Below are 22,591 nucleotides of genomic sequence, written 5' to 3'. Positions count from 1 at the left end.
TTCGACCTTGCAACTTGACGAGCGTCATGCTGCGAGAGCATGCTGGCGTACAGAGAGACTTTGACTGCTTTCTCTATTTCCTTCCGCTCTTAGGACGTTATCGAAGATGAGACGGTTCACTAAGCGCATTGCATTGCAATTCGAAGATCGCGCACTTATACCCGATTGCGCTCAATGGCGAAAGGCTGGCAGTATGAGCAGACTTGAGAGCATATGCGCCGATCTCGGAATAACGATCGCCTAATGCTACGAGCCGTCCGGCCGTTGCGGAGCAAGGCCGGTCAGATGCACGCCGGATGCTCCTCGTTTACGATGAGGGACATGTCATCATCACGCTACGCACCATCGTGAAATCATGAGGCAATGAACGCGCGCTGACGGCGGCTGAATTGTGGTCTTGTTCTGACGCATTCCAGCTGGCCCGATCACGGACTGGCCTGGATCGAAGCGTTCGACAATATAGATTTGATTGACCTCGACCAAGTCCAACCGCAAAGCCGTTCCGAAACGACAAGCAACGGCGGCGATACTGTACGAACGTCGGGTGCCGATCTTTGATTCGCCGCCGAAGCCACGCAAGGTCAAGCACAATGGACGACGCCGCAGGGAGTTATCTATAGGCGGCCATTAGTGGATCGTGAGAGCGAACTAGTCCCTCGGGCTTCGATTTTCTGGTCTGAGAGACAGCCCTTTGCCGTTCTTGATGCTGGCCTTCTCGCTGCGGCACAAGCAGTCGAGCATTACGAAATTTCGCGATACGGTACGCTGAAGAGCTAGGCAACCAAGCTGGGGATGGAAGACGCGGCCAAGCCGCTCGATCAGACGCTCACGGAAGAGAAGAAGACCGATGAAGCCCTGACCGAGATCGCCGACACGGCGGTGAATGCTGAAGCTGGGTGACGCCAGGCGCCGGTGCAGACGGCAAGATTCCATTCGGCCTCATCAGCTGTACCGGTAGCTTAACTATGAGCATACTTGGAAGAATCATGAACGCTATCTTCGGCAACCACGCCGAAGCAGCAACACCGGCATCGACGCCTGAGGCAGACGGCGGTGCCACCTCCTCATCGAGCGCTGCGGCGGTTAGCAATGTCGACGTCGCGGCCATTCTCGACAAGGCCGTCGCCCGCAAGAAGGAAAAGCTGACATGGCGGACCTCGATCGTTGACTTGATGAAGGCGCTCGATGTCGACTCCAGCCAGACTGCTCGCAAAGAGCTGGCCGAGGAGCTGAAATACTCGGGCGACACAAGCGACTCCGCGGCGATGAATGTCTGGCTGCATGGCTCAACTCGCAGCCAATGGTGGCAAGCTGCCGCCCGATCTCAAGCACGGATGAAACGACACGGTGCCTGGCGAACCAGAGTGGCGTCTGCCCACCGGTCACGGGCCGGCGGGCAACGTTCTTCTCAACCCGATGACCTGATAGCTCGCTTTGTCAGCAACGGGGATGTCTTTTACTAAGCCTTCTTTCACAGCATTTTGCCAGACCTCCAATTCCGTCGGGAAAGGCTGTACAAATTTGCTTGTGACCGTCAAACACTGATGAGATCGATCTCCTGATCGCGAGCAATGATGGTTCCGACCCTCGGCCTGAAGCTACCGGGTGTATCGATCGTAATATTTTTGGAGGGTGTTGCGCGGTGGCTGAGACCCTCTGGTCAAGATCACGCCCAGCGCGAAGCCTACAATCCCCGCGAGGAGAAGGGCGCTTCCGGGGGCTTTGGCGACAAGCTCGGAGCCCTCGTCATAAGCGGCTGAGCTCGCAGTGGCCACGTTGTCAGCCACACTGCGTGCGGCGTCCTTAACCTGACCTGCCGCGTTTTGAATTGCGCCCTCAGCTTCTGTGCTGGCGTTACGATCCATCATGATAATCGCTCCTATTGGGGGAGCAATAAGCCGTCCGCAGCACAATCGTTCCGATGGCTGCGGTAATCAATCCGCCGACGGCGGCGCCACGATCGCGTAACCATCTTCGATAGCCTTCATGAAGAGTTCCTTGAGGCCAGGGTCCCGCATCACCTCATCAGCGGCATTGAACGAGGGCACAGCCTTCCATTCGAGGTTCTCGTCAGGTGGCGGCAATTTATCCTGGATGAAGGCGTATGCTGTGCGTCCGGGCTCAACGCCGTCCGCACCTTGCTCAATGAATTTCTGAAGGCGAGCCATTTCGTAACCTGTTTCGATAGAGGGTCGGAAGACCAGGAACCTAAGTTCCGGTGGTGCGTCATTCTGTCCGCAGCAATGATGGAACGATCGGTGTCCCATCACTATCACGGCGCGCGTAGAGAAGGCAGACGATCGGGTCGAAGAGAAGAAACGCAGCAAAAGCTCACAGCTGTTTGGCGAGATCGCAAACGTCACGTCGCGGACCACGGGCCGCGCTCCGACCTTCGTCGCCGCCGTTGCCGTGGTTCTCATTTGGGCGGTCACCGGCCCGCTGTTCGGCTTCTCCGACACCTGGCAACTCGTGATCAATACCGGCACCACCATCGTGACCTTTCTGATGGTGTTTCTGATCCAAAACTCTCAGAACCGGGCCGGCGCTGCCATTCAGGCCAAATTGGACGAGTTGATCCGCGTAAGTACAGCTCGCAATTCGTTCGTCGGGATAGAGCATCTGACCGATGAGGAGCTCGACGATATCCGAGCGCGGTGCGAGCATCTCGCTAACGCTCAAAAGATTAGCGAAAGGGCCGTTCAACTGACCAGCCAAAAGGCCGGGCAGGCTGCCGACCGGGTTACCGATTGAACCGATGGCGACCCTCCATACGTAGACTGTTGAGCACCTACTTTTTGAACTCTAGTTGCTAAATTCTTATGTCCGGCCCGCAGTTGGTGGTCGAACGGCGTGTTTGGTCGGATTTGTCGTGCAGTTGGCCACGCCTTGGAGCCGGCGTTCGAGGTCGGAAGCCTAAGGCTCGTGCGTGACCAAGATACATAATGCTGTTGAATGGATGGGGCCCGAACCTAAAGTCGAGGTGCCAATCAATTCTACGCGGGCCGAAGCCACGCGTGGGTCCGACTTGAAAACCTACCTGCAGTAAGACTTCACTCAGCTCGGTTGGCTTGATGAAGAAGTCACTGTCGTGCGTGCCCTGCGGCAGCAATCCAAAAACGCGCTCGCCCAGAGTGATGATCACGAATTTGGCGAGCCAAGTGCGATTGATGGTATCGAATACGAACAGCCCTCCATGTCGCAGCACGCGCCGGACCTCGGCAATCACCCTGGGGAGATCCGCAACATGCTCCAGAACGTCCACACAGACGACCACGTCACAGGACGCATCGGGCAATGGAATGCTCTCGCCGACGCCCACAACGTAGTCGATCTCGAGCCCGGACAGACGGGCATGGTTCACGCCGGCGGCAATTGCACCATGCGATGGGTCGACGCCGACAACTTTGGCTCCTCGCCGTGATAATTCTTCCGCGAGGAAGCCGCCGCCACAGCCCAGGTCCAACACGCGTTTGTTGACCCAATCGCCGACCAGCGGGTCAATCATCATCATGCGCGCAGGCGCCATTTTGTGCAGCGTGCGCAGCCATCGCGTCTCACCGCTCCACCATGTGTCAGCGTACCTCTCGTAGATGGAGAGATCGTTCTTCATACGTCGCCGGGCTTGGCAGGGGGCGTCCGTGTTCGATGCAAGGGAAACCAATAGGGCACCCGCCTCTGATAGGCCCTAAACTGTTCGCCAAAGCGACGGGAGAAACGACGCTCCTTCAACAGTGGCCCGGTCACGCAATAAAGTGTCAGGACGACCGCCACTTCAAGCTGTCTGGGGTCCATGTTGGGACCGTCCAGAGTGTCATCGCAAAGGCGACGTAGATCGGTTGCCGGCAGAAACGGAAAAGACCACGCTGGGGCATGGGCGCGTAACATGGCGGAACCTTCCGATAGACGGCCCACCAGCCCAGAAGGCCTATTTGCTGAGCGAAGCCCGCGTCACGAATTGCATTGAGAAGAAAGAGCCAACTCACGAGATAAAGAGTGCAGAGAGGAGTCAGTGCAAAGCCCTGAGCTTGCCACCAAATGATTCCGCTAGGAGACCAGCCCAGAAAGAGCAAAGCTACCTGCATGGAAGCAATGGTGGCGTAAGTGGTCGTTGCAAGGTCTTGGCCAATCGGCCTGGGTGCTGCGCGCGCCAGCAGCTTAGCGCCCCGTCGTCCCAGCAGAGCAGAGTGCGCAAGTGGAAACTGAAGAAGCAGGGCAAGGTTTGCGGCGACGCTCCAAGGCGTGTCTAGACGGCCCAGTGACCGGCTCATGCCGAAGAACATCATGACAATCATGGCGCCAACGCCAACGATGAACGACGCGTGGCATACGACGCCATAGGCTATCGCAATACCAAAGGGGGCCCGGACCGGACCTAAGTTTGTCGCGTCAGTACGGATCAATCGCATCGGAACCATTGATGTTTGAGAGAAACACTGCGGCAATCATGACGAGTCTGATACCCGAATATGTTACTGCCGTGGATGTGCTAGGCGCCAAGGGACCGCACACCATCGGCGGCAAGGAAGCGCGCGTGCGGAACGGGGCTAGTGCCGGTTGCCAAATCGACCCGAACTTGTTGCCCTTGCCGCCATGCGGTATCTATACGGGGGTCTCGACCGACAACGGCCTCGACGTTGCAGGCCTTCATAGCGGCGCCAGGCCTTGCTCAGGCATGTGAAGGGCAGGGACCGCCAGTACCGGAACTTCCTGATGAGCCCTAATTAATGGCTTCCAGGATAGAGGCCATTTCAAGCAACTGACGCTTATCGTCGATGAACCCGTAGGACTTCTTCCGAGCGTCGGCTTCCAAAGCTAAGATGCATCTCGTCATGGTAGTTCCAGCATAGGACGACCAAGTCCTCGTCCCGCTCGCGGCCGAGCTTCTCATAAGACGACCAGCACGCAACAGCATTACCTGTACGCGGGCTCTAGTGTGTATTTGATCGCCGAGAAGGCGCGGAAAAGCTCGAGGATTTCAAGCGTCTTCGCGCCAGTACGATTGTGTACCTTCTCGCTCAGCATATACCCCTTAAATGTAGCATGGCTGAAACGCGGCAAGTCAACAGGTGCCCGTGCTCGCTGAACAAAGCAGTGATGCTTCCAGAAGAGCGCTCAGCCGGCTCGTATCCGGCGGCACGCAGTCGTTGCATCGGCAGGGCGCCCCGTATCCGCACGCGCAGCCTGCTTCATCGTCGTACGGCCTGTCGGGATGCCGCTCGCAAACCCATCCGATGCCTCGGCAGATAGGACAGCTATCTTTCATGGACGCGCCCGCTTCTTGGACGGCCTGGCGGCAATCCGGCGCTTGCCCATACGTCTATGTTCGCGGCTGTCTCGGCTTGCTTGAGTTTCTTGAGGAGTTCATATTTATCCATGCTTTCCGGCATGCTGTCCGCCTTCGCGCGCTCGCCGCTGGTGAACTCCGAGAGGCGCTTTTCAAAGGAGGTTGTCTGCTTGAAACGCCGCCGCTTGTGCATGGCGCGCTCCTTTCCGTGAGAGGAAGGCGGGAGCGCAGTCAGCGTTCTCATCACCGATGTAAGCCACGATTTGCTCGGTGGTATGTGCCAACAGCGGCCGGCACTATTGGTTCCTAGTGGATCAGCAAAGGTTGCAAGGGGGACTGTCGGTGCGGGATCGCGAATTGAGAACCCACCGACGCGGTTTACTCGCTTGAAGGTCGCTTTAAAGAAGAGGGAGAAAGCGAGCTGACGATCTGAGGCCGATCCGAGCCGAAGGCCACAATCCTCCGGTTGCCTTCCCAAAGTTCCAGCTCTGAGCCGTCAGTAAACTCTCTGGCCGCCTTCATCGCGTCGATATCGTTAGCCGCGAGGATAGGTTCGGCCTTCCGAAAGTGGCCGTCCAGTCCCAGGAAATAAAGTCGATAATCCGGCATGTACCGCTCCCTTGAATCAGGCGGGAGCGCAACACTCTCAGTCACCGATAAATGCCAGGGGCAGGGCGGTGATAAAATCATTGTGCGCCTATCGACACGGCATAAGCGACTCAATTCGTGCTGCGGTGCCGGGATAGTGAGAGCAGGTGCGGCTTCGGTTCAGAATTTGCGCCCCGTCTTCGAGAGGACGGGGCGCAGAAGAACATTCATGAACCGGGTATCAATAGCGTTCGCGGTGATCGGCGACGCCGACGCGGTGGCGGAACACCATTTCGCCGCCCTTCCAGCCGGCAAACATCAGCACGAGGACGACTATCCCCGAGAGGACCATGCCGGTCGGCACTACGGCGGAGCTGCCGTGCTCGAATCTCGAGTACCAGTTATAAAGCGCGATCAGCAGCGCAATGCCGTTGCTCACCGCGTGCACCCGCGTGTCCGACAGGTCGCGGACCCGGTTGTCGCCGAACACCTCGACAAGGCCCGTCGCGGCGGCGACCGCGGCCGTGATGAGGCCGACGCTGAGGAGCCAGAACGAGGCCGTTGCCCAGAACTGGTTCGACGTTGCGTAGAAGGCGATATCGGAAGCGAAGGCCAGAACGAAGCATGCGATGGGGAACGCGATGACCATCGGGTGGATGGGGTGCCCGGCTACTTGCGCCGTAGAACGTGGATTTCTCATTAGGAAAGCTCCTTTTCTAATGCAGCCAACAGTCCGCGCGTGCGCCCGTTCCTCATGAAACGCAGAAACCCCCGCAAGTGGGGGGTTCTTTCGTTATAGAGCCATTTAGAGGCCAATGCGGGCTTCTAGGACATGCTTTCAAACCGCTGGATAACGAACGCGTAGAAGGCGCCGGCGATGAGGAGCACGTTGGCGACCGTCTCCCAATAGCCGACGGCGACCAGCGCGCAGTACAGGCCGGCCGCAGCGAGACTGATGGCGAGCAGGACCAGAAGCGTCTCAAGCTCATTTGTCGTCTTCCGATCGCCCGCGTGCGGGACAGTTTGGTGGTGAATGAGGTGATTGCCGCCGCGAGCGCGGTGATCGAGTAGAACGCCACGCCGACCATGCTATCAAGTCATGCCGAATTGCACGGCGCACGGGATCGAAGTCGTGTATCCGTTGCCCGCACTCAAAGTTGGACGGATGGCGAATCCTCCGGCTCCTCCTGATGTTATCACGCGTCCGTGCGCGGCCGCATAGGAACGGCCGCGGCCCGGCGGCTGTTGTTTCCAAACATGCAGGGATCGCAGCCATGGCATTCCCGGATAACAACGACCCTTTCAGGAAGATGAGCAATACACGGCGCTTCAGCCGCACCACCGTCTGGGCTATCGCGGGCGCAGTCGTCCTAGTGCTGTTCGGTATCCTTTTCATCGTGCCCGGGCGCAACACGCGCGATAAGTCCGCCGAGAGTCCGCCGGCTCCTATCGCACCGCACTCTCAGCCGCAGAGATGAGCTCGGGCGACGCGCCGCGAATGGCCTTTTGAACTTTGCCTCTGCCCGTGCATTCGCCCGGCAGGCAAACGAAGGAGAGTCGACAAGGTAGGCCGCTTCCCACAATTGGCGCGAGGTAGACCCCTCTATCTTCGGCACCCTCCTCGAACAGGCCCTAGACCCAATCGAACGGCGGCGTCTTGGTGCCCACTACACGCCGCGTCCTACCAAACATACCGATCAAAGGTGTAGGGCGATTATGGGCAGATATGACGAACGGAGAATTGCTGGATGGAAGCCCTAGCCGAACAGTTGATTGCGACATACCTGACGCGCGGTGGAAAGGTGTTCATCGCTCCTCAGTATTCCGTTCCTGGGGACGAGGAACATTCGGAGTGGTCTTGTCCTGATTTCGTCGCCCTCAGTTTCGAGAAGCCTGGAGTGCCTGAAGTCATAATCGTTGAGGTAACGACGGCCGCTGACCCATCAAACCTAATCCGCAAATTGAAACAACGAGAGAATCAGTGGCATGATCGAATTCGGGCGAAACTTATAGCCGATGGCATTATTAGCGACCGATGGAGCTTTCGCTTTCTGAGCTTTGTCCGCAGACATAACCTTGAAGAATGCCAGAGGAGCTTTAGCCCCGCCGATAATGTGTTCTTCGCGGCCCTCGAAGATGCAACCTTTTCATGGGAGTATTGGGACAAACGCCTGACTCAATTGCCTTGGGCACATCCCTGACACCAAACCGATCAGCGGAAACCAGAAATTGTAAAAGCTGTGGAACGGCTGTGAGAAGGGAAGTAACCGCTTCGACTGCCTAGGCGAAATCTTCCTTGGGATTTTTCAAGGATCATGCCTGATAGCCGTGGGGGGATGAGATCCCTATATCACCGAAGTGTGTACGGGCCGCATTCGTCATGTCTACGTTCTGAAGCGCGCAGGTCGTCAGGGTGTCGCAACCACCCTCATGCGTTATCTGCTGAACTATGCGCGCCGTTCTTTTCGCTCCGTTCGGTTTTTCACAGATACGAAAGGCGGCGCGATGTCCTATGAAGCTTTGGGCTTCAATCCGTCCTTATCACCTACCGCTCCACATGAGATCGCGGTGTAACAAACGAGGGATGCAGCACGGCGCGCAAGGCGAATCTATTCAGCATTGATTCTCAGCGATCACGTCGCGAAGAATTTCGGTTCAGTCAGTGTTCGCTTTCAGCTTTGCGACGATATCACTCATCTTTGCCGCAGCGACACCCCCAAAACGTCAAGCGCTCCGAACAGGGGCATACGCTAGGACGCGCTCTACCGACCAAGCTTGATCCAGGTCGGCGCGTGATCGCTGGCGTTGTATTCGCCTCTAACATCGCCATCCACGCCGTCTACCGAAATGACAGCGCAGCCAGTTAGCCAAACCGGTGCAAGTTGACTGTCTAAAGTAGATCGCGGGCCCTAGGAACGTTTCCCTCGCCAGTCCCTTCTCTCAGTAACCTTAGGAGAAGTACATGACAACCAAAGAAACGATCGATCACCTGATCAGCGATAGAGAGTCTGGCAAAGCTGTCTATGGGGCAGGGAACAAGAGAATTGGTTCAGTTGAAAGCATTATGATTGACAAGACTAGTGGGGAAATAGCCTACGCCGTGCTCAGTTTCGGTGGTTTCCTCGGGATGGGCAAAGAGCATTACCCGGTGCCCTGGAGGGCGCTGCGATATAACTCCGACCTTGGCGAATACAGTTCCGACATCAGCGGGAGTCGGCTGAAAGGTGGCCCGAAGCACGGTACGGAGTCCGTCTTTGACTGGAACGCCCGATACGCAAAGCTCGATGGCTACCATAACGAGGTAGTGATCCGTCCAGGTTGAGGGCGCGAGACGCGGCCTTGGCTTGCGCGAGAACGCTGGCCCACGGACCCGGATAACGGGATGACAAAACGACGCTCATGAACCAGAAGCGCGTCACGAGATGGAACCTACTGACGACCAGCGAGACAGTGGATACAGCGGCGGCACCTGATAGAGCCGCGCCGCCGCTTTCCCTACGTAAAAGGCCGCCCAATGGGCGGCTTTTTCTTATAGAAAACGCTGCCGGAGCGGGTTGAAGGTCTAATCATCTTCGCAACGAGGATTTTCCAGTAGGCCCTGCCAGCCAAGCTCAACCTGGGAGCTTCTTTTCTTTCTAGGTTTCGGTTGTGCGGCTCTAGTTACGATGGGTGAGGCTTCCCATATAGTTATTATTGCCAGTACGCTTCCAACCGGCTCTGGCAACAGAGAGACGCTTCTGTGCTCCCGCCCCACAAAGGGAGCCAGCTATGTACGCCATGGTCTATCCAATTCATCTTCAGAAAAGGTCGGAGCGCAGGTGGGCAAATCGCATCGCTCGTGAGATACCCATCCGAAGATCGCGCCCCGAAGGGACTGATAGCTGCGCTTGTGGGAATGTTGTAACAGCGCCCGTGAGCTCGCAATATGCGCCCTATGTCGTCACCAACGAATGGCACTGCACTAAGTGCGATACCCGGTGGACGACGGAAGCTCCGGCTAACGCATCGCGCCCCCTGATTCGGCCATCTCGCCGCGAAATCGCATAACGAGTGACGCTTGCGGCGTTCTGAGCGCTCGACCTCGCTTCGCCGCCCGGACCTCCGCATTTATAGGTGATTGATAGCGGTGCGATCCCGCCTTCGGCAAACAAAAGGACTCACGCCATGCAGACTCGATCTCGCTTTCTACCGAATCCAAAATCGCTCTATCAGCGCCTGAATGACGAAGCTCAGCGTCTGCGTAAAGAGGCGAGGGGTACTCATCCAGGCGTTGAAAGAGAGCGGCTGATCCGAGAGGCACGACAGGCTGAAATGGCGTCCGACATGGACAAGTGGCTGTCGTCCCCAGCCCTTCAGGCACCGAGATAATGGGCAAATATCATGCCTACGTTTTGGCAAGCACGAAACGCCTAGGTCGTTTTCGTGAACGTCTGACGGCCAAATCTGATTGGGCAGTTACAGCAGCGCTGAACCTGCTTTGGGAAAAGTCAAACGATCGAAGCCTTCTCGATATTCAAGAGCAAAATGACCAACGAGCCAAAATACAGAGAGGCCGCCTCAGTGGGCGGCCTCTCTGATGGAAATCCCGCCGAAGCGGGGCTGTTCGCCATTACCGTTTGGGTTTTGCGGCTGTTTATGAGGTTCTCTCATGTCAATTGATCAGGCCAGAAAGTCGCTTCTCTCTCGTTCACTTGTCCAAATCACCGCCCAACAGCAGAAGAGTTTTCTGGAATTGGCTACGATGCGGGAGAAGAGGCGCGAACTTGATGTGATGGAGAGTAGGTCCGCGCAGACAATCGCGGAAGATGATCTCCAGTCGTCTTTGGTGCCGGATCGCCCTAATCACCAACCTTCCGATTAGGCTTCCTACAATATGAAGAAGCCTCCCTCTCCTTGAGGCCCGTGAAAGCGGGAAGCATTCTCTAATAACGCACAACGCCGCGCGGCGCGCTTGATCGCCGGCGACGCTACTTCATCTATCCTCAGTTCAAGATTCATTGGTAGAAGCCTCAAGTTTACCGCTCGAACTCCTTCATGGTGTACTCGACGAGACGATTTATGTGGGGGATATCGGTGTGATCGCCGATCACATCGAGTCCGTTCTCTTCGTTGTCGTACATTAGAGTGATGATGCCAACGCGCTGTTCTTCGACGTTAAGCGTGAGCGTGTCCATATCGGCATGAAACATCGCTTTGATGATCTCTGCGCTATTACGTGATCGGTTGACGATCGTCTTCTCCCCACTGTTGATGGAGATTTGAAAGCCGTCGTTGACGGCGTTGTGAACGAGCGCGTTGGCGACTTGTTCGTGCAGTGATGTCTTACTCATAGAAACTCTCTTTTCGTCGTCGATGGACGGATCAATCTCAGCGCTCGGGGCGGCGCGACCGGAAGTGTCTTACGTCCGTTTGTTTTCGCGGTGGCGTGAACGCGGCACTTTGATGCAATCATGGATCATGATTGCGTTACTATCTGCTAAGGATGAGTGAAGTTTGTATCGCCTTCATGAAGCGGGATTTTGTGATCGCCAGAACAGAAGCGTGAGCGTTGCTTACCGATGTCCGTAGAGAGCGGACAAGCGATGATCAGTCATCAATGCTAAATGACGGATCCCACAATCACGACACCAACGAACCATTTCGATAAGGGCCAGTCTCGAAAGCGAAATGATGTCTAAATTGACATGATAACTTTCCCCGAAAAAGAAAACCCGGCACGCGCCGGGCTCCCTCGCGCCATTCAAGGACAGCTATTTCTGCTTCGGAGCTTCCGGCAAGGGTCTGGTATTGCGCGTGTTGTCCTGAGCGGTAGGTTTGGCCTCGCCCGGAGGTGCAGTGTTCGGGGATTCAGTGGGAGCGATCGGTGTATCGGACATGGTATTTCCTTCCGGAAACGAACCTCAAACTAATTTTCTAGGTGCTCGCTGGAAGTGGGGCCTGTGACTCTGATCGCAATGGGTGCATGCGAAATAAGAAATATTTGTTCCACTCGTACGCTGCCGTTGGCCCGCGATTACAAGGCATTGATACGAGGTTTTACAGCTGACCGGCAGCCCCCAAGCACCGGCATCCAGGTAGGCTTTACGCCGGTAAGGCAAGGACGTTGCAACGGTTCGGGCAGCCAGCTTGCCTCCGGTTCAAGAGTTTAAAGTGGAACAACGGCAGGGCTGCCTCAAAAACGCAGTTACCGATGCAAGGCCTCATCGCGCGGCTAATAGTGTTCAATAATGTTGCCAGCACAGACTTACACGAGGGCGCTCCGGCACGGATTTCCATGCTGCGCTGATCAGCGTAAGCAACTGACGCGCAGAACGTGGCGTGGGATCTCAGATCATAAGGCGGAGCGGAGCGTACTTACGCCCGGAGGCCATTTGGAAAGACGTTGGCAGTCGCACCTGAGATCCGTCCGTCGGTGAATTCTCCGACGCGGTGGTGTTGAAAGCGTTCGGCGAGGCTAGCGATCTATCAGCCCTTTCAACTCGGAGCTCGTTCACCAAGCGAAGGCCATTTCTCACGGCTGTTGCAGACTTGTTACCAAGTCACCCATTCGTCGCCCCTCCAATAACCTCGCCCCTCATGTTCGCGGAAGACGACATGCGGGTCGGCGCGCCAACTATCGTCGTGAAGGACGATCCTCGCGTCCGGCGGGTAGCTGTACTGATCCGGTGTGTGCCAGTCTGGTGCGTTCCTGACTGGGGGTACACCGCCTGGGCTAACTTCATTATCGCGATTCATGGTCAAACAACTCCGGTAAATTCTCAGCCGTTTAAGACCGTCCGGTTAGCCGGACAAGCCATCGCCTAGCTCGACTACAGCGTCTATTCGCAACGCTTCTTTCAAATCATCTGGATCAATATCGAACGACTCGATCGTTAAACGCGCTCTGCGCGAATCGGTCGCTCTGAAGGACGTCGCTATCCGGCGGAACGCGAGGAACGACAAACCTTGGATTTCCTCCTCGTCGGTTACAACCTCGTAGGTACCCGGCGGAAACGGCCGATCGATGCCTTCGATGCAGAAGCTATGTTTGAAAACGACGGAGTCTCTACGGGATCTGACGGTCATAAAACGCTCTCCGGTCACGTTGTCCCTCGAAGCTCCGACGGAGATAACCGCGGAGATCTCGATCACAACATTCGATCTAAAATTACCAACGCCAAATGACAGAGCCCAGAATGACGAGGCCAAGGAACAGAGGAATAACAATCGGCGGAACAAGCCAGTCCCGGACGCGGGATGGTGTCTGAAGCGACATAACAACCTCCCACACATACCCACATTGTCGTGAACTGTGGGGGTTGACTTCTGTAAGGACTAAAATTCTGGACGCTCTTTAGGAAAGTGGGGGTATGAGCGCGTGATCGCAATGGGAGTTGCGCGATAATAGGAAATTTCGTTCTTGCAAACCGCTTGCGGCGCGATCACAGGAAAGTCCTGCACGGCAATAGCCGCGCCCGCGTTCGATGCCTGGCGTCGGGGCCGCAACTATGATGTTTGTGGGCGAACTTGCTCGGTTAAAACGCCGGCCAAGTTCGCCTAATTGCTGCGGCGCCATGTTCCCATTGCGCCGCCCTCCCTCGCTTTCTCCACCATACGCTCCCGCTGTCCGCGACAGGCCGGTTACTTGCCGCTCCAGCCGCCGAGCCACCCAATCAATCGGCGCGAGCACGGGGGGTGTCGCCGGTCAGCTTTGCCAACACGTGTTGCAACTGGCGCGTTTCGGTGGAAATCGATTAATATCGGTTATTCGCTGCAAATGAACGGCGGTGCTGGATGTGGGACTCGATACCAAAGTGGGTGCGCTACGGCGTCGGCGTGATCGTCACCATTTTTGTCGGGATCGCCATTTGGTACATGAGCCAATGAACGAAACGCCGAATTGGATTGCGTCCGGTAAGGAAAGTTGAAGGTTCGACGGGCTGATCCTCTGTCGGTCGCGGTTGTTTTTGCTGGGAGTCATCACCACATACAATTGACCCAACAAAAATAGGCAGCCGTGAAACCCTTAAAAGATAAGCAGGAAGAAACTCAGCCTGAGGAACTTCGGCCTCGGAACACTCAACGCGCGGATATCATCCCGACCGCAGGTTTTGCAATGGTCGTGGACGGAAAGCTGAAGGCTAACTTTGCCGATGAGGAAGTCGCTAAGGCGGCTGGTGCTGAGCTACTGGTAAGATTTCCAATACTTCGCGTAGAAGTATACAACGCCGAAACTAAAGTCCGCACCAAAGTCGATGCGATGCGTTAATCCAGTAAGTAGTCACGCTCATCCACTGGAGACCATACAATCCGGCTGGCGCTCGCAGGTGCGTTGTGGTCGCGTGGTGTGACGTCCGCCATTCGAGCGGTCAGCCGTAACCCGCGTGATGCAGAGCAATTTCCTCAAAATCGATCGCGTGCTCTTCGAACCCGCCGCCGCGGACAGTGAAACTGCTGATGCGCTTGCCGTATCGCCGCGCGATCAATTCTGCGAGACTTGCTGTGCAATGTTTGGTCTAAGGCACTAACAAAAAAGGAACGGACCTACATATCAAGTCGAGGGCCCTATCCCCCTAGGATCCCGCACGGTCCCGCACCTTTTGCCCCCAAGAGTCCCGCGGGGCCGTGCGCCGCCCGTCGCAGAAAGCAGGAAGCCCCATAGACGCCTCACACAACGCCCAGATCACCTTCCGCGCCAATCAACTATGGGAAGAGGCCGGCAGTCCTGAAGGCGAAGAGTTCTATGCTCAGGCCGAAGAGGAGCTGCGCGAGCAAGAACGATCCAATCCCGATGCGCACGAATCTTCAGATTGACCACGAGCCCACTGTTATCTCTGATACCTATCCTCGATAAATCTCACCGATTGCCGCTGCATGTTTTGGTGCACGCCATTGAGCCAATGGTAGCGGTGGTGGCACCGTCGGCAAAGCGAGCAAAGTCGTTATCGGACATGCTTAGATAGCGGCCGTTCTTCGGGTGCCGCTTATTATGCAGGTTTATGTCTTGTCGCTCTTGCAGCGAGCGCAGATCTTCTTGTGTAGCGAATAGTGTTAGCTGATTGCTCGTCCGGCGTCTGAAGGCCGAGTGAGTGGTAGGCGGTCCAGCTCTTGCGAGGGATTTTGCGGCCGTCACGCAACGCTTCGAGAGCACCGCTGAGATCGGATCCGTAGTTTTCTTCCATTGATGTTGATTGTTCTTATCCCTATTCAGTTTTCAACGAGCCGCTATCAGTTTACGCGCTGTGTGGTTTACATCCGTTGAACGGAGCGGATGGCCTGGGAAGGCGGAATTGGCGCATAAACAATTAAAGCTGCCCCGCATTCGCAGAACGGCTCGTATTCGGTATGTCTCCGCCAACAATGGCGCAGATGAATTCTACCACATCGGTAAAATGCACACGCGCAATCGTCATTGTTTCAAACAAAGGCATATGTGACGTCTACCACGCCTCGAGCCGCGCAAGCTTCGCTATTCCCACCCTAACGTTCAGTTCGGGCTAATCAGGAAGTCTCTATACTTGCGGTCCCAGCCCTTCATATGCCTGAGCAATGCCTGGCGCCGCTGTTCGGGCATGCCGGGGCCGTGTTCTATGAAGTCCTGAACAGTCTTCTTGAACTCGTTTGCCCGCGACTCCGAGCCCTGCGTCAGGTCGCCGTACTGCGCGACGATTTCCGTCACCCGAACTTCTATGTCATCCATCTATATGGTCCTCTGAGGCCTATCTGATATGGTGACCGCGCGCCCACATAGCTAGCTCCGCCTGCTCCGAAAGTCCTTGAACGAAGCGTCGATCAGGGGAGCTTGTCGAGCACGATCAGCTGCCGCTCCTCGCGCCTGCCGGACGCGCTTCCAGGAATGCCTCCAGGGTATCCTTGACCTGCGGCACCTTCACGTCGGTGCTTTCGGGCCCGTCGCTGAAGCGCGCGAGTATCTCCTGTATCTGCTTCTCGGCATCGTCATCATCGCTTATCCTCATGCTCCCATCAGCCCTTCTGCCGAACGGTAAGAGGGCAGCCCTGATATTTTCGAAGCCGGCGCGCGGGTTGCCGTTGGTTTGAAATCCGCCGTCATCAGCGATGTTGCGTACCTCGATCGAAGACATCTCCATCGCCGATAAGGTGCAATGGCGCCCGGTTCGCAATGGCGATGTGATCTCCGTCCCCGCTGGCACATGCATGCGGTCGGCGCCGAAAGCCGGAAATATCGCGGTCGCAGATCTTGTGCGCTAGCGTTCCGGGCTTATGTCAGGAGCGGCTGGCACTCGTTCATTACGACTGCCAATTCCAGAATCCCAACAGCAAAGTAGGATCGCATGAACTTCCGTCCGCTTCACGATCGCGTCGTGGTCAAGCGTATCGACGCCGAAGACAAAACCGCTGGCGGCATCATCATTCCGGATACGGTCAAGGAAAAGCCCTCTCAGGGCGAAATCACTGCCGTCGGGCCTGGTGGCCGTGACGAGGCAGGCAACCTGATCCCGATCGATCTCAAGGTCGGCGATCGCGTGCTGTTCGGCAAGTGGTCCGGCACCGAGGTAAAGCTCGACGGTCAGGATCTCCTGATCATGAAGGAAAGCGACATCATGGGCGTTCTCACCGATCTGCCCGCCGCCAAGAAGAAGGCCGCGTAAGCATAGCCATTTTTCCTAATCCTGAGGAGTCGGCGCAGCCGGAGTCTCGAAGGATAAGGCTCGCAATCCAAATCTCATTTCTCAAGAAACCGTCCAATCGCGCGGTCTTTGGGATCTGACGAAAACGGAGATCATTATGTCAGCCAAAGAAGTCAAATTCGGCGTCGATGCTCGCGACCGCATGCTGCGCGGCGTCGAGATTCTCAACAATGCGGTGAAGGTCACGCTTGGTCCGAAGGGCCGCAACGTCGTGCTCGACAAGCCCTATGGTGCGCCGCGCATCACCAAGGACGGCGTCACCGTCGCCAAGGAAATCGAGCTTGAGGACAAGTTCGAGAACATGGGCGCGCAGATGGTGCGCGAAGTCGCTTCCAAGTCCGCGGATGCTGCCGGCGACGGCACCACCACCGCAACGGTTCTGGCGGCTGCGGTTGTGAAGGAAGGCGCCAAGTCGGTCGCCGCCGGCATGAACCCGATGGACCTGAAGCGCGGGATCGACCTCGCGGTGGAAGCCGTGGTCGCCGACCTCGTCAAGAACTCCAAGAAGGTCACCTCGAACGACGAAATCGCCCAGGTCGGTACCATTTCATCCAATGGCGACACGGAAATCGGTAAGTTCCTTGCCGACGCCATGAAGAAGGTCGGCAACGAGGGCGTCATCACGGTTGAAGAAGCCAAGTCGCTCGAGACCGAACTCGAGGTGGTCGAGGGCATGCAGTTCGACCGCGGCTATATCTCGCCCTACTTCGTCACCAACGCCGACAAGATGCGCGTTGAAATGGAAGATGCCTACGTCCTCATCAACGAAAAGAAGTTATCTCAGTTGAACGAATTGCTTCCGTTGTTGGAAGCCGTGGTGCAGAGCGGCAAACCGCTTGTGATTATTGCCGAAGACGTCGAAGGCGAGGCGCTTGCCACGCTCGTGGTCAACCGGCTTCGTGGCGGCCTCAAGGTTGCCGCCGTCAAGGCGCCGGGCTTCGGTGATCGCCGCAAGGCCATGCTGCAGGACATCGCCATTCTGACCGGCGGTCAGGCGATCAGCGAAGACCTCGGCATCAAGCTCGAGAACGTCACGCTGCAGATGCTCGGCCGCGCCAAGAAGGTGATGATCGACAAGGAGAACACCACCATTGTCAGCGGGGCCGGCAAGAAGGCCGACATCGAGGCGCGCGTGAACCAGATCAAGGCGCAGATCGAGGAAACCACCTCGGACTACGACCGCGATAAGCTGCAGGAGCGTCTCGCTAAGCTCGCGGGCGGCGTCGCGGTGATCCGCGTCGGCGGCGCGACCGAGGTCGAGGTGAAGGAGCGCAAGGATCGCGTGGACGACGCGATGCACGCCACCCGCGCGGCAGTCGAGGAAGGCATCGTGCCGGGCGGCGGTGTCGCCCTGCTCCGTGCTTCCGAGCAGCTCAAGCGCATCAAGACCCAGAACGACGACCAGAAGACGGGCGTCGAGATTGTGCGCAAGGCGCTTTCCGCGCCCGCCCGCCAGATCGCAATTAATGCGGGCGAAGACGGCAGCATCATCGTCGGTAAGATCCTCGAGAAGGAGCAATATTCATATGGCTTCGACTCGCAGACTGGCGAATACGGCAACCTGATCTCCAAGGGCATTATCGACCCTACTAAGGTGGTTCGTGTGGCAATCCAGAACGCAGCGTCCGTCGCGGCCCTACTGATCACCACCGAAGCCATGGTGGCCGAAGTGCCGAAGAAGAACGCAGGCGCCGGCGGGATATCCCCGGGCGGCGGCATGGGAGGTATGGATTTCTAAGTCCAGCCGTTCAGACCGTAAAAGAAAGACAAAGGCCCGGCATCGCCGCCGGGCCTGCTGCGCTGACGCAGCCCTTCGTCGAGGTCGGCGCGGTCGCTCATCGGCTTGACCTGCAGATCGCGCGCATGGAAGTCGCGGTGCTCGCGAAGTCGCTTGATCTCACGACGGCGACGCGGTTCGTCACGCTGCTCGACGTCGCTGGCATCGACCGGCGGACGCGTGATCCGGAGGGGCGCTGTTCCGCGAGCGCGGCTTCGATGTGCAATTTCACATTCCAGTCTAGGACGGCGGCGAGACTCGCGTGCGTAAGTCGGACGCCATATACGCCGCCGCGTTCAACCGCCTCACGGAGAAGGCCGTCAACGTGCGGTCGGAGGCGCGCGATGCGTATCGGTCGTACCGCTCGACCTACGACATCGCCGCGCAGTATCAGCATGAGGTGTTGCCGCTGCGCAAGATCATCGCCGAAGAGATGCAACCTCGCTTTTCGCAAATGCAAGACAATGGACCTGTCCCTGTCGCAAACCCCATCCGGCTGGCGGTTGATCGGAATCGCGCGATGCTGCTGCTCGATGTTGGATTTGTGCAGACTGATCTTTGGAACGGTGATCGACCTGCTGCGGTCGCGAGTTGCGCTTGAGGCAGAAATTCTGGTCTTGAGGCAACAAATCAATGTGCTGCGGCGAACTCGTCCCAGCAGACCTCCCTTCATCTCGATTGACCGACTGATATTGGGAGGTGTCTGCCGGCTGTTTCCCAAGATGTATGATGCACTGGCGATCGTCCGACCGGATACTGTGATCCGTTTGGCATCGTGCCGGTTTCAGCTTGTATTGGCGCTGGAAATCGAGGCATCGCTGCGGTCGACCGGCTGTGCCGTTAGAAATTCGCCGGTTGATCCTCCAGATGAGCCTCGCCAACCCGTTGTGGGGAGCGCCACGAATCCATGGCGAGCTTCTCAAGCTGGGCATCGAGATCGGCCAGACCAGTGTGGCCAAGTATATGGCGCGGAGGAGGGCGCCTCCGTCGCAGGGTTGGAAGACGTTTCTTCGCAACCATGCTGACGGTATCGCGGCGATGGACCTTTTCGTGGTTCCGACAATCTCGTTCCGACTGCTCTATGGGTTGCTGATCATGGGCCACGGCCGGCGGCAGATCCTGTGGTTTGGAGTCACCGCGCATCCGACGGCCGAGTGGATCGCCAATCAGCTCACTCAAGCGTGTGGCTGGGAGCAGGCCCCTCGTTACCTGATCCGGGACCGAGACGGCGCATACGGCGAAATATTCATGCGTCGGGTTCGGTCCATCGGTATTCGCGACCGCCCGACGTCTCCTCGCTCACCGTGGCAAAATGCATATGCCGAACGGCTGATCGGATCGATCCGCAGGGAATGCACTGATCATATCGTGGCATTCGGCGAACGCCATCTGCGTCACGTGCTGCTTTCGTACATGAGCTACTACAACAGCACGCGCACCCATTTGTCATTGAACAAGGACGCGCCGATGTCACGCGCCGACGAGACAGCTGGACGCATTATCTGCCATCCGATCCTGGGCGGACTGCACCATCACTATGTTCGGATTTAATTTGCAGTAGGCACAAGTATGGGCACGTCACTGAACCATTATGACCGTCCAACTGTCGAAGCCGGCGGCCATGCTCACGCGCAAAACGTAGGCGGCGCCGGCTTCCTCGTCCATCTGCGTGACGTTGTAAGAGCACTCGCCGGTGCCGGCCTGCAGGCCAAACGATGCAGTGGGCTATCCGTTTTCGATGAGACGCCGGCGTCTCCGCTTCGACCGTAGTTGGATCGGTTGGAGAATCGCCGCTTGGCTTAGAGATTACAACGGGGTTCGGCACACGCAGTGCGATCGGTAACAAGGCGCCGATATCTCTGTTGAATGGCTCATCGGCGCCACTGCAGACATGAGCCCTAAACCAAAAAATTCCAGCGCACGCTGGTCAGCTCGGGGAGCACTTCAAAATCAACTTCTCTCTCTTCCGAAATGAGTATAACAATTTCCACGACTATTTTCTTTGGGAAGTCAGCTACAAGAGTTATTCAACGATCTCAATGTCGAAGACACTGTCTGTAGCCCATCCATCATGTCTTTCAAGACCTGAAACATCCTCGAAAACAATGAAATTAGTTTCGTGCGGAAATGATTGCGGGAAACGATTACGGTGGAAATTATTTCCATTGCTCGCGGCTCAATGACGGGTTGGTTTTATGCTGAGGGAAGCTGCAGTCGCTTCACGAGTTATCAAGGTGCCTTCGCTTTCAGCTTGGCGCAAGATACCCTCACCACCTTAAAACAAGAAGGGTTAGCGTTTTTTAAGAACATCAATGAGCCTGATAACGCGGCAAAACATCAATACTTTGGTGGAGTGTGGAAAGCCACTCCCGTTCCGCCAATCGCCTTCTCCAATGGCTTGCCCGGAAATCTATATTGCGGTGCGATTTCTAGGTGGTGGCCCAAGGGCGTCCCGGCAGTTACTATCAATCAGCGAGCCGTCGAACTCTTTATGTGTTTCCCGATTTGGGTCTAGTCGTGGGCGACGCTTCTGATAGGTAGCGGCGCCGTCTTGATGTTATCTCCCATGCAATTCAAAGATATCATCAGCGCCTTCCGTCTGATCTTCCAGATTCGAAAAGCCCGCCAAAGGCCCGGCGACGCGTCGGCAAAATTGCAGAGAATCAAATTTGTTGCTGCTCAGCTGCTGAGATGTGCGAGAAATGTAATGTCAGTCGGAATATTCTGTTACTGACTGCTTATCGCCACTTAGGCACTGGGCGCTCTTGAGGCGTTCCGCGTCGTTGTCGATGATGGTTCGCCGCGGTTCACTGCCAAGTCGCGAACCTGCATCTGCCGCCATGGCAACCGCCACCCTGCAACATCGGGCCGAGCAACATGGCAACGGCACTCGCCGAGCCGGACCCCCAGCGCGGCTACACGGCCGCTGCATTGCTTCGTCAGCGGATGTTGCGATGTGGGGTCTCGCATGGAACCCCGACCCAGTGGCCGCTTGTGAGATGGCGGAGGCGAAGTCCCAACGCCCTCGAAAACTGAGATAAATGCGGGTGAGTTACCTCATCAGGGGCTTTATTGTGATCACTACCAAAGGAAGATTCCGTCTGGAACATGTTTTCTATAAAGGCCCGTCGGCCCGGTTGTTTGCGCAGTCCATGCGCGACCATTTGCCCTTCGCCTCGGCGGAACAGAAGTCCGAGTTCGTTAGTTCTGACCTATTCGCGGTAATTTAGCGCGAAGGAGGTAACAATATGGACTGGAACCAAATTGAGCAAAACTGGGATCAGGTCAAGTATAAGGCCAGAGATCAGTGGGGCAAGCTCAGTTCCGATGAGCTCTTGGAGATCTCCGGCGATCGTGATCGACTCGAAAAGAAACTGATGGAGCGCTACAGGTACTCGGAAGACACGGTCAAAAAGCAAGTCGACAGCTGGTATGCGAAGGCGCAATCTTGGCCTGACACGAAAGAACCGCCGCGCTGGGCGGGATACTAAGGCCCGGCTACGTTCTGGCCGCCGAGTGTCACACGTTTGGTGATGGACGGCGGCCTGATTCGAGTTGCTATTACCCCACGCGGTTTCCTCCGCGGCGATCCGATATTCAGATTAGGCGCGGGCCTCTCGCCCAGAGGGGGGGACTGTATGGCGGTCAAGGTGTCAATCGGCTCGCAAATTTGACCCCGTATCGGCGTTCAATTTTGACCCCTTCGCGCGGCGTGGTTTGAGGGTAGCGCTCGACTCGTCGGAGCTGGCCGGGATTGCGGAGACGAGACGAGCGCGGGTGGCGTGATCGTCGTCGCGGCTTTTGAAGCGCCAGCTGTCGTTACCGGTTTCGACGATGTCGCAGTGGTGGGTCAACCGGTCGAGCAGCGCGGTGGTCATCTTGGCGTCGCCGAACACGCTGGGCCATTCGCCGAAGGCGAGATTGGTGGTGACGATGACGGAAGCACGCTCGTAGAGCCGGCTGACGAGATGGAACAGCAACTGGCCGCCGGATTGGGCAAAGGGCAGATATCCGAGTTCGTCGAGCACGATGAAGTCCATCCGGGTCAGATGTTCGGCAAGCCGGCCCTGACGTCCGTTACGGGTCTCGATCTCGAGGCGATTGACGAGGTCGACCACGTTGTAGAAGCGACCGCGGGCGCCGGATCGGATGCAGCTTCTGGCGATTGCGATGGCCAGGTGGGTTTTGCCTGTGCCGGTGCCGCCGACGAGCACGACGTTGCGCTGCTGGGCGATGAAGCCGCCGCCGGCGAGATCATTGACGAGCGTCTGATTGATCGGCGTGCCTTCGAAC

At 57.0% G+C, this 22,591-nt stretch carries 28 protein-coding genes and 3 pseudogenes; 20 read left to right on the top strand and 11 right to left on the bottom strand.

What is annotated here, in order from left to right; translation table 11 throughout:
- Nucleotides 1-696: 696 nt before the first annotated feature.
- From B2M20_RS04955 to B2M20_RS18950, 3 genes and pseudogenes are all read left to right on the top strand, one after another.
- A pseudogene (locus B2M20_RS04955) lies at nt 697-900 on the top strand (YciE/YciF ferroxidase family protein); the annotation flags it as partial.
- A gap of 65 nt (nt 901-965) precedes the next feature.
- A pseudogene (locus B2M20_RS04950) lies at nt 966-1,338 on the top strand (DUF3597 domain-containing protein).
- Nucleotides 1,339-1,574: 236 nt separating this feature from the next.
- On the top strand, nt 1,575-1,760 hold the full coding sequence (locus B2M20_RS18950; RefSeq protein ID WP_139372841.1) for a hypothetical protein: 186 nt from the start codon (nt 1,575-1,577) through the stop codon (nt 1,758-1,760).
- A gap of 174 nt (nt 1,761-1,934) precedes the next feature.
- On the opposite strand, the gene B2M20_RS04940 is transcribed toward B2M20_RS18950, so the two are convergent.
- Nucleotides 1,935-2,168, bottom strand: a complete 234-nt coding sequence (locus B2M20_RS04940) for a hypothetical protein (protein ID WP_079445972.1) — start codon at nt 2,166-2,168, stop codon at nt 1,935-1,937.
- A 103-nt stretch (nt 2,169-2,271) separates the two neighbouring features.
- Between B2M20_RS04940 and B2M20_RS04935 the strand changes: the two genes are divergently transcribed.
- Nucleotides 2,272-2,751 (top strand): low affinity iron permease family protein, encoded by a 480-nt coding sequence (locus B2M20_RS04935; RefSeq protein WP_079445971.1) that lies wholly within the window; start codon nt 2,272-2,274, stop codon nt 2,749-2,751.
- A 58-nt stretch (nt 2,752-2,809) separates the two neighbouring features.
- Here the strand turns inward: B2M20_RS04935 and ubiG are convergent, their stop codons facing one another.
- On the bottom strand, nt 2,810-3,610 hold the full coding sequence (gene ubiG / locus B2M20_RS04930; RefSeq protein WP_079445970.1) for a bifunctional 2-polyprenyl-6-hydroxyphenol methylase/3-demethylubiquinol 3-O-methyltransferase UbiG: 801 nt from the start codon (nt 3,608-3,610) through the stop codon (nt 2,810-2,812).
- A gap of 834 nt (nt 3,611-4,444) precedes the next feature.
- On the opposite strand from ubiG, the gene B2M20_RS04920 reads away from it, so the two are divergent.
- Nucleotides 4,445-4,678: a hypothetical protein gene (locus B2M20_RS04920; RefSeq protein ID WP_139372840.1), complete on the top strand. Its 234-nt coding sequence runs from the start codon at nt 4,445-4,447 to the stop codon at nt 4,676-4,678.
- A 574-nt stretch (nt 4,679-5,252) separates the two neighbouring features.
- On the opposite strand, the gene B2M20_RS04910 is transcribed toward B2M20_RS04920, so the two are convergent.
- The 3 genes from B2M20_RS04910 to B2M20_RS04900 all read right to left on the bottom strand — a co-directional run bounded on the left by B2M20_RS04910 (nt 5,253) and on the right by B2M20_RS04900 (nt 6,572).
- The gene (locus B2M20_RS04910) at nt 5,253-5,477 is read right to left on the bottom strand and encodes a hypothetical protein (protein ID WP_244553428.1); all 225 of its coding nucleotides are present in this window, start codon (nt 5,475-5,477) and stop codon (nt 5,253-5,255) included.
- Between the two features lie 185 nt (nt 5,478-5,662).
- A complete protein-coding gene (locus tag B2M20_RS04905) occupies nt 5,663-5,893 on the bottom strand; it encodes a hypothetical protein (RefSeq protein ID WP_139372839.1) in 231 nt (76 codons plus the stop codon).
- A 220-nt stretch (nt 5,894-6,113) separates the two neighbouring features.
- Complete coding sequence (locus B2M20_RS04900) at nt 6,114-6,572, bottom strand: DUF2231 domain-containing protein (RefSeq protein WP_338013158.1); 459 nt, start codon at nt 6,570-6,572, stop codon at nt 6,114-6,116.
- 77 nt (nt 6,573-6,649) lie between these two features.
- Between B2M20_RS04900 and B2M20_RS04895 the strand changes: the two genes are divergently transcribed.
- The 7 genes from B2M20_RS04895 (at nt 6,650) to B2M20_RS04860 (ending at nt 10,733) form a co-directional block, all read left to right on the top strand.
- Nucleotides 6,650-6,943: a hypothetical protein gene (locus B2M20_RS04895; protein WP_079445963.1), complete on the top strand. Its 294-nt coding sequence runs from the start codon at nt 6,650-6,652 to the stop codon at nt 6,941-6,943.
- 203 nt (nt 6,944-7,146) lie between these two features.
- Complete coding sequence (locus tag B2M20_RS04890; protein ID WP_079445962.1) at nt 7,147-7,350, top strand: hypothetical protein; 204 nt, start codon at nt 7,147-7,149, stop codon at nt 7,348-7,350.
- Between the two features lie 270 nt (nt 7,351-7,620).
- Entirely contained in the window at nt 7,621-8,073 is a 453-nt protein-coding gene (locus tag B2M20_RS04885) for a hypothetical protein (RefSeq protein WP_079445961.1), read from the top strand.
- Nucleotides 8,074-8,230: 157 nt separating this feature from the next.
- Nucleotides 8,231-8,446, top strand: a complete 216-nt coding sequence (locus tag B2M20_RS20745) for a GNAT family N-acetyltransferase (RefSeq protein WP_158081502.1) — start codon at nt 8,231-8,233, stop codon at nt 8,444-8,446.
- 388 nt (nt 8,447-8,834) lie between these two features.
- Nucleotides 8,835-9,194, top strand: coding sequence for a PRC-barrel domain-containing protein (locus tag B2M20_RS04875; protein ID WP_079445959.1), 360 nt, complete (start codon nt 8,835-8,837; stop codon nt 9,192-9,194).
- 842 nt (nt 9,195-10,036) lie between these two features.
- Nucleotides 10,037-10,240: a hypothetical protein gene (locus tag B2M20_RS04865; protein ID WP_079445957.1), complete on the top strand. Its 204-nt coding sequence runs from the start codon at nt 10,037-10,039 to the stop codon at nt 10,238-10,240.
- A gap of 280 nt (nt 10,241-10,520) precedes the next feature.
- Nucleotides 10,521-10,733 (top strand): hypothetical protein, encoded by a 213-nt coding sequence (locus tag B2M20_RS04860; RefSeq protein ID WP_079445956.1) that lies wholly within the window; start codon nt 10,521-10,523, stop codon nt 10,731-10,733.
- 154 nt (nt 10,734-10,887) lie between these two features.
- Here the strand turns inward: B2M20_RS04860 and B2M20_RS04855 are convergent, their stop codons facing one another.
- The 3 genes from B2M20_RS04855 to B2M20_RS04850 form a co-directional block, all read right to left on the bottom strand.
- Nucleotides 10,888-11,202, bottom strand: coding sequence for a hypothetical protein (locus B2M20_RS04855; RefSeq protein ID WP_079445955.1), 315 nt, complete (start codon nt 11,200-11,202; stop codon nt 10,888-10,890).
- A 420-nt stretch (nt 11,203-11,622) separates the two neighbouring features.
- Nucleotides 11,623-11,748, bottom strand: coding sequence for a hypothetical protein (locus B2M20_RS20530; RefSeq protein WP_274533940.1), 126 nt, complete (start codon nt 11,746-11,748; stop codon nt 11,623-11,625).
- A 904-nt stretch (nt 11,749-12,652) separates the two neighbouring features.
- A complete protein-coding gene (locus tag B2M20_RS04850; protein ID WP_079445976.1) occupies nt 12,653-12,937 on the bottom strand; it encodes a hypothetical protein in 285 nt (94 codons plus the stop codon).
- 931 nt (nt 12,938-13,868) lie between these two features.
- Between B2M20_RS04850 and B2M20_RS04845 the strand changes: the two genes are divergently transcribed.
- A complete protein-coding gene (locus B2M20_RS04845; RefSeq protein ID WP_079445954.1) occupies nt 13,869-14,120 on the top strand; it encodes a hypothetical protein in 252 nt (83 codons plus the stop codon).
- Nucleotides 14,121-14,476: 356 nt separating this feature from the next.
- Nucleotides 14,477-14,665, top strand: coding sequence for a DUF2934 domain-containing protein (locus B2M20_RS04840; protein ID WP_079445953.1), 189 nt, complete (start codon nt 14,477-14,479; stop codon nt 14,663-14,665).
- A 673-nt stretch (nt 14,666-15,338) separates the two neighbouring features.
- On the opposite strand, the gene B2M20_RS04835 is transcribed toward B2M20_RS04840, so the two are convergent.
- A complete protein-coding gene (locus B2M20_RS04835; protein ID WP_079445952.1) occupies nt 15,339-15,551 on the bottom strand; it encodes a hypothetical protein in 213 nt (70 codons plus the stop codon).
- A 115-nt stretch (nt 15,552-15,666) separates the two neighbouring features.
- On the bottom strand, nt 15,667-15,954 hold the full coding sequence (locus tag B2M20_RS04830; protein ID WP_079445951.1) for a hypothetical protein: 288 nt from the start codon (nt 15,952-15,954) through the stop codon (nt 15,667-15,669).
- 210 nt (nt 15,955-16,164) lie between these two features.
- Between B2M20_RS04830 and B2M20_RS04825 the strand changes: the two genes are divergently transcribed.
- The 6 genes and pseudogenes from B2M20_RS04825 (at nt 16,165) to B2M20_RS04790 (ending at nt 21,789) form a co-directional block, all read left to right on the top strand.
- A complete protein-coding gene (locus B2M20_RS04825; protein ID WP_011509709.1) occupies nt 16,165-16,482 on the top strand; it encodes a co-chaperone GroES in 318 nt (105 codons plus the stop codon).
- Between the two features lie 136 nt (nt 16,483-16,618).
- The gene (gene groL, locus B2M20_RS04820) at nt 16,619-18,259 is read left to right on the top strand and encodes a chaperonin GroEL (RefSeq protein ID WP_079445950.1); all 1,641 of its coding nucleotides are present in this window, start codon (nt 16,619-16,621) and stop codon (nt 18,257-18,259) included.
- A 53-nt stretch (nt 18,260-18,312) separates the two neighbouring features.
- Nucleotides 18,313-18,758: pseudogene (locus B2M20_RS04815) on the top strand (TolC family protein); the annotation flags it as partial.
- A gap of 407 nt (nt 18,759-19,165) precedes the next feature.
- Nucleotides 19,166-19,849, top strand: a complete 684-nt coding sequence (locus tag B2M20_RS19865) for an integrase core domain-containing protein (RefSeq protein WP_244553427.1) — start codon at nt 19,166-19,168, stop codon at nt 19,847-19,849.
- A 598-nt stretch (nt 19,850-20,447) separates the two neighbouring features.
- On the top strand, nt 20,448-20,813 hold the full coding sequence (locus tag B2M20_RS04800; protein WP_139372838.1) for a hypothetical protein: 366 nt from the start codon (nt 20,448-20,450) through the stop codon (nt 20,811-20,813).
- A 733-nt stretch (nt 20,814-21,546) separates the two neighbouring features.
- Nucleotides 21,547-21,789, top strand: coding sequence for a CsbD family protein (locus tag B2M20_RS04790; RefSeq protein ID WP_079445946.1), 243 nt, complete (start codon nt 21,547-21,549; stop codon nt 21,787-21,789).
- 162 nt (nt 21,790-21,951) lie between these two features.
- Here B2M20_RS04790 and istB read toward each other — a convergent pair.
- A partial coding sequence (gene istB / locus B2M20_RS04785; RefSeq protein WP_201789007.1) for an IS21-like element helper ATPase IstB occupies nt 21,952-22,591 on the bottom strand: 640 nt, incomplete at its 5' end.

The organism is Nitrobacter vulgaris (assembly GCF_002028545.1).
In the GTDB taxonomy this organism is placed as follows: Bacteria; Pseudomonadota; Alphaproteobacteria; order Rhizobiales; family Xanthobacteraceae; genus Nitrobacter; species Nitrobacter vulgaris.
This window is presented reverse-complemented; position numbering and strand designations above follow the sequence as displayed.

Coding starts and splice junctions, on each gene's coding strand:
- B2M20_RS18950 (WP_139372841.1), top strand. CDS start 1,575: ATGGTTCCGACCCTCGGCCTGAAGCTACCGGGTGTATCGATCGTAATA.
- B2M20_RS04940 (WP_079445972.1), bottom strand. CDS start 2,168: ATGGCTCGCCTTCAGAAATTCATTGAGCAAGGTGCGGACGGCGTTGAG.
- ubiG (WP_079445970.1), bottom strand. CDS start 3,610: ATGAAGAACGATCTCTCCATCTACGAGAGGTACGCTGACACATGGTGG.
- B2M20_RS04920 (WP_139372840.1), top strand. CDS start 4,445: ATGACGAGTCTGATACCCGAATATGTTACTGCCGTGGATGTGCTAGGC.
- B2M20_RS04910 (WP_244553428.1), bottom strand. CDS start 5,477: ATGCACAAGCGGCGGCGTTTCAAGCAGACAACCTCCTTTGAAAAGCGC.
- B2M20_RS04905 (WP_139372839.1), bottom strand. CDS start 5,893: ATGCCGGATTATCGACTTTATTTCCTGGGACTGGACGGCCACTTTCGG.
- B2M20_RS04900 (WP_338013158.1), bottom strand. CDS start 6,572: ATGAGAAATCCACGTTCTACGGCGCAAGTAGCCGGGCACCCCATCCAC.
- B2M20_RS04890 (WP_079445962.1), top strand. CDS start 7,147: ATGGCATTCCCGGATAACAACGACCCTTTCAGGAAGATGAGCAATACA.
- B2M20_RS04885 (WP_079445961.1), top strand. CDS start 7,621: ATGGAAGCCCTAGCCGAACAGTTGATTGCGACATACCTGACGCGCGGT.
- B2M20_RS04875 (WP_079445959.1), top strand. CDS start 8,835: ATGACAACCAAAGAAACGATCGATCACCTGATCAGCGATAGAGAGTCT.
- B2M20_RS04865 (WP_079445957.1), top strand. CDS start 10,037: ATGCAGACTCGATCTCGCTTTCTACCGAATCCAAAATCGCTCTATCAG.
- B2M20_RS04860 (WP_079445956.1), top strand. CDS start 10,521: ATGTCAATTGATCAGGCCAGAAAGTCGCTTCTCTCTCGTTCACTTGTC.
- B2M20_RS04855 (WP_079445955.1), bottom strand. CDS start 11,202: ATGAGTAAGACATCACTGCACGAACAAGTCGCCAACGCGCTCGTTCAC.
- B2M20_RS20530 (WP_274533940.1), bottom strand. CDS start 11,748: ATGTCCGATACACCGATCGCTCCCACTGAATCCCCGAACACTGCACCT.
- B2M20_RS04850 (WP_079445976.1), bottom strand. CDS start 12,937: ATGACCGTCAGATCCCGTAGAGACTCCGTCGTTTTCAAACATAGCTTC.
- B2M20_RS04835 (WP_079445952.1), bottom strand. CDS start 15,551: ATGGATGACATAGAAGTTCGGGTGACGGAAATCGTCGCGCAGTACGGC.
- B2M20_RS04830 (WP_079445951.1), bottom strand. CDS start 15,954: ATGTCTTCGATCGAGGTACGCAACATCGCTGATGACGGCGGATTTCAA.
- B2M20_RS04825 (WP_011509709.1), top strand. CDS start 16,165: ATGAACTTCCGTCCGCTTCACGATCGCGTCGTGGTCAAGCGTATCGAC.
- groL (WP_079445950.1), top strand. CDS start 16,619: ATGTCAGCCAAAGAAGTCAAATTCGGCGTCGATGCTCGCGACCGCATG.
- B2M20_RS19865 (WP_244553427.1), top strand. CDS start 19,166: ATGAGCCTCGCCAACCCGTTGTGGGGAGCGCCACGAATCCATGGCGAG.
- B2M20_RS04790 (WP_079445946.1), top strand. CDS start 21,547: ATGGACTGGAACCAAATTGAGCAAAACTGGGATCAGGTCAAGTATAAG.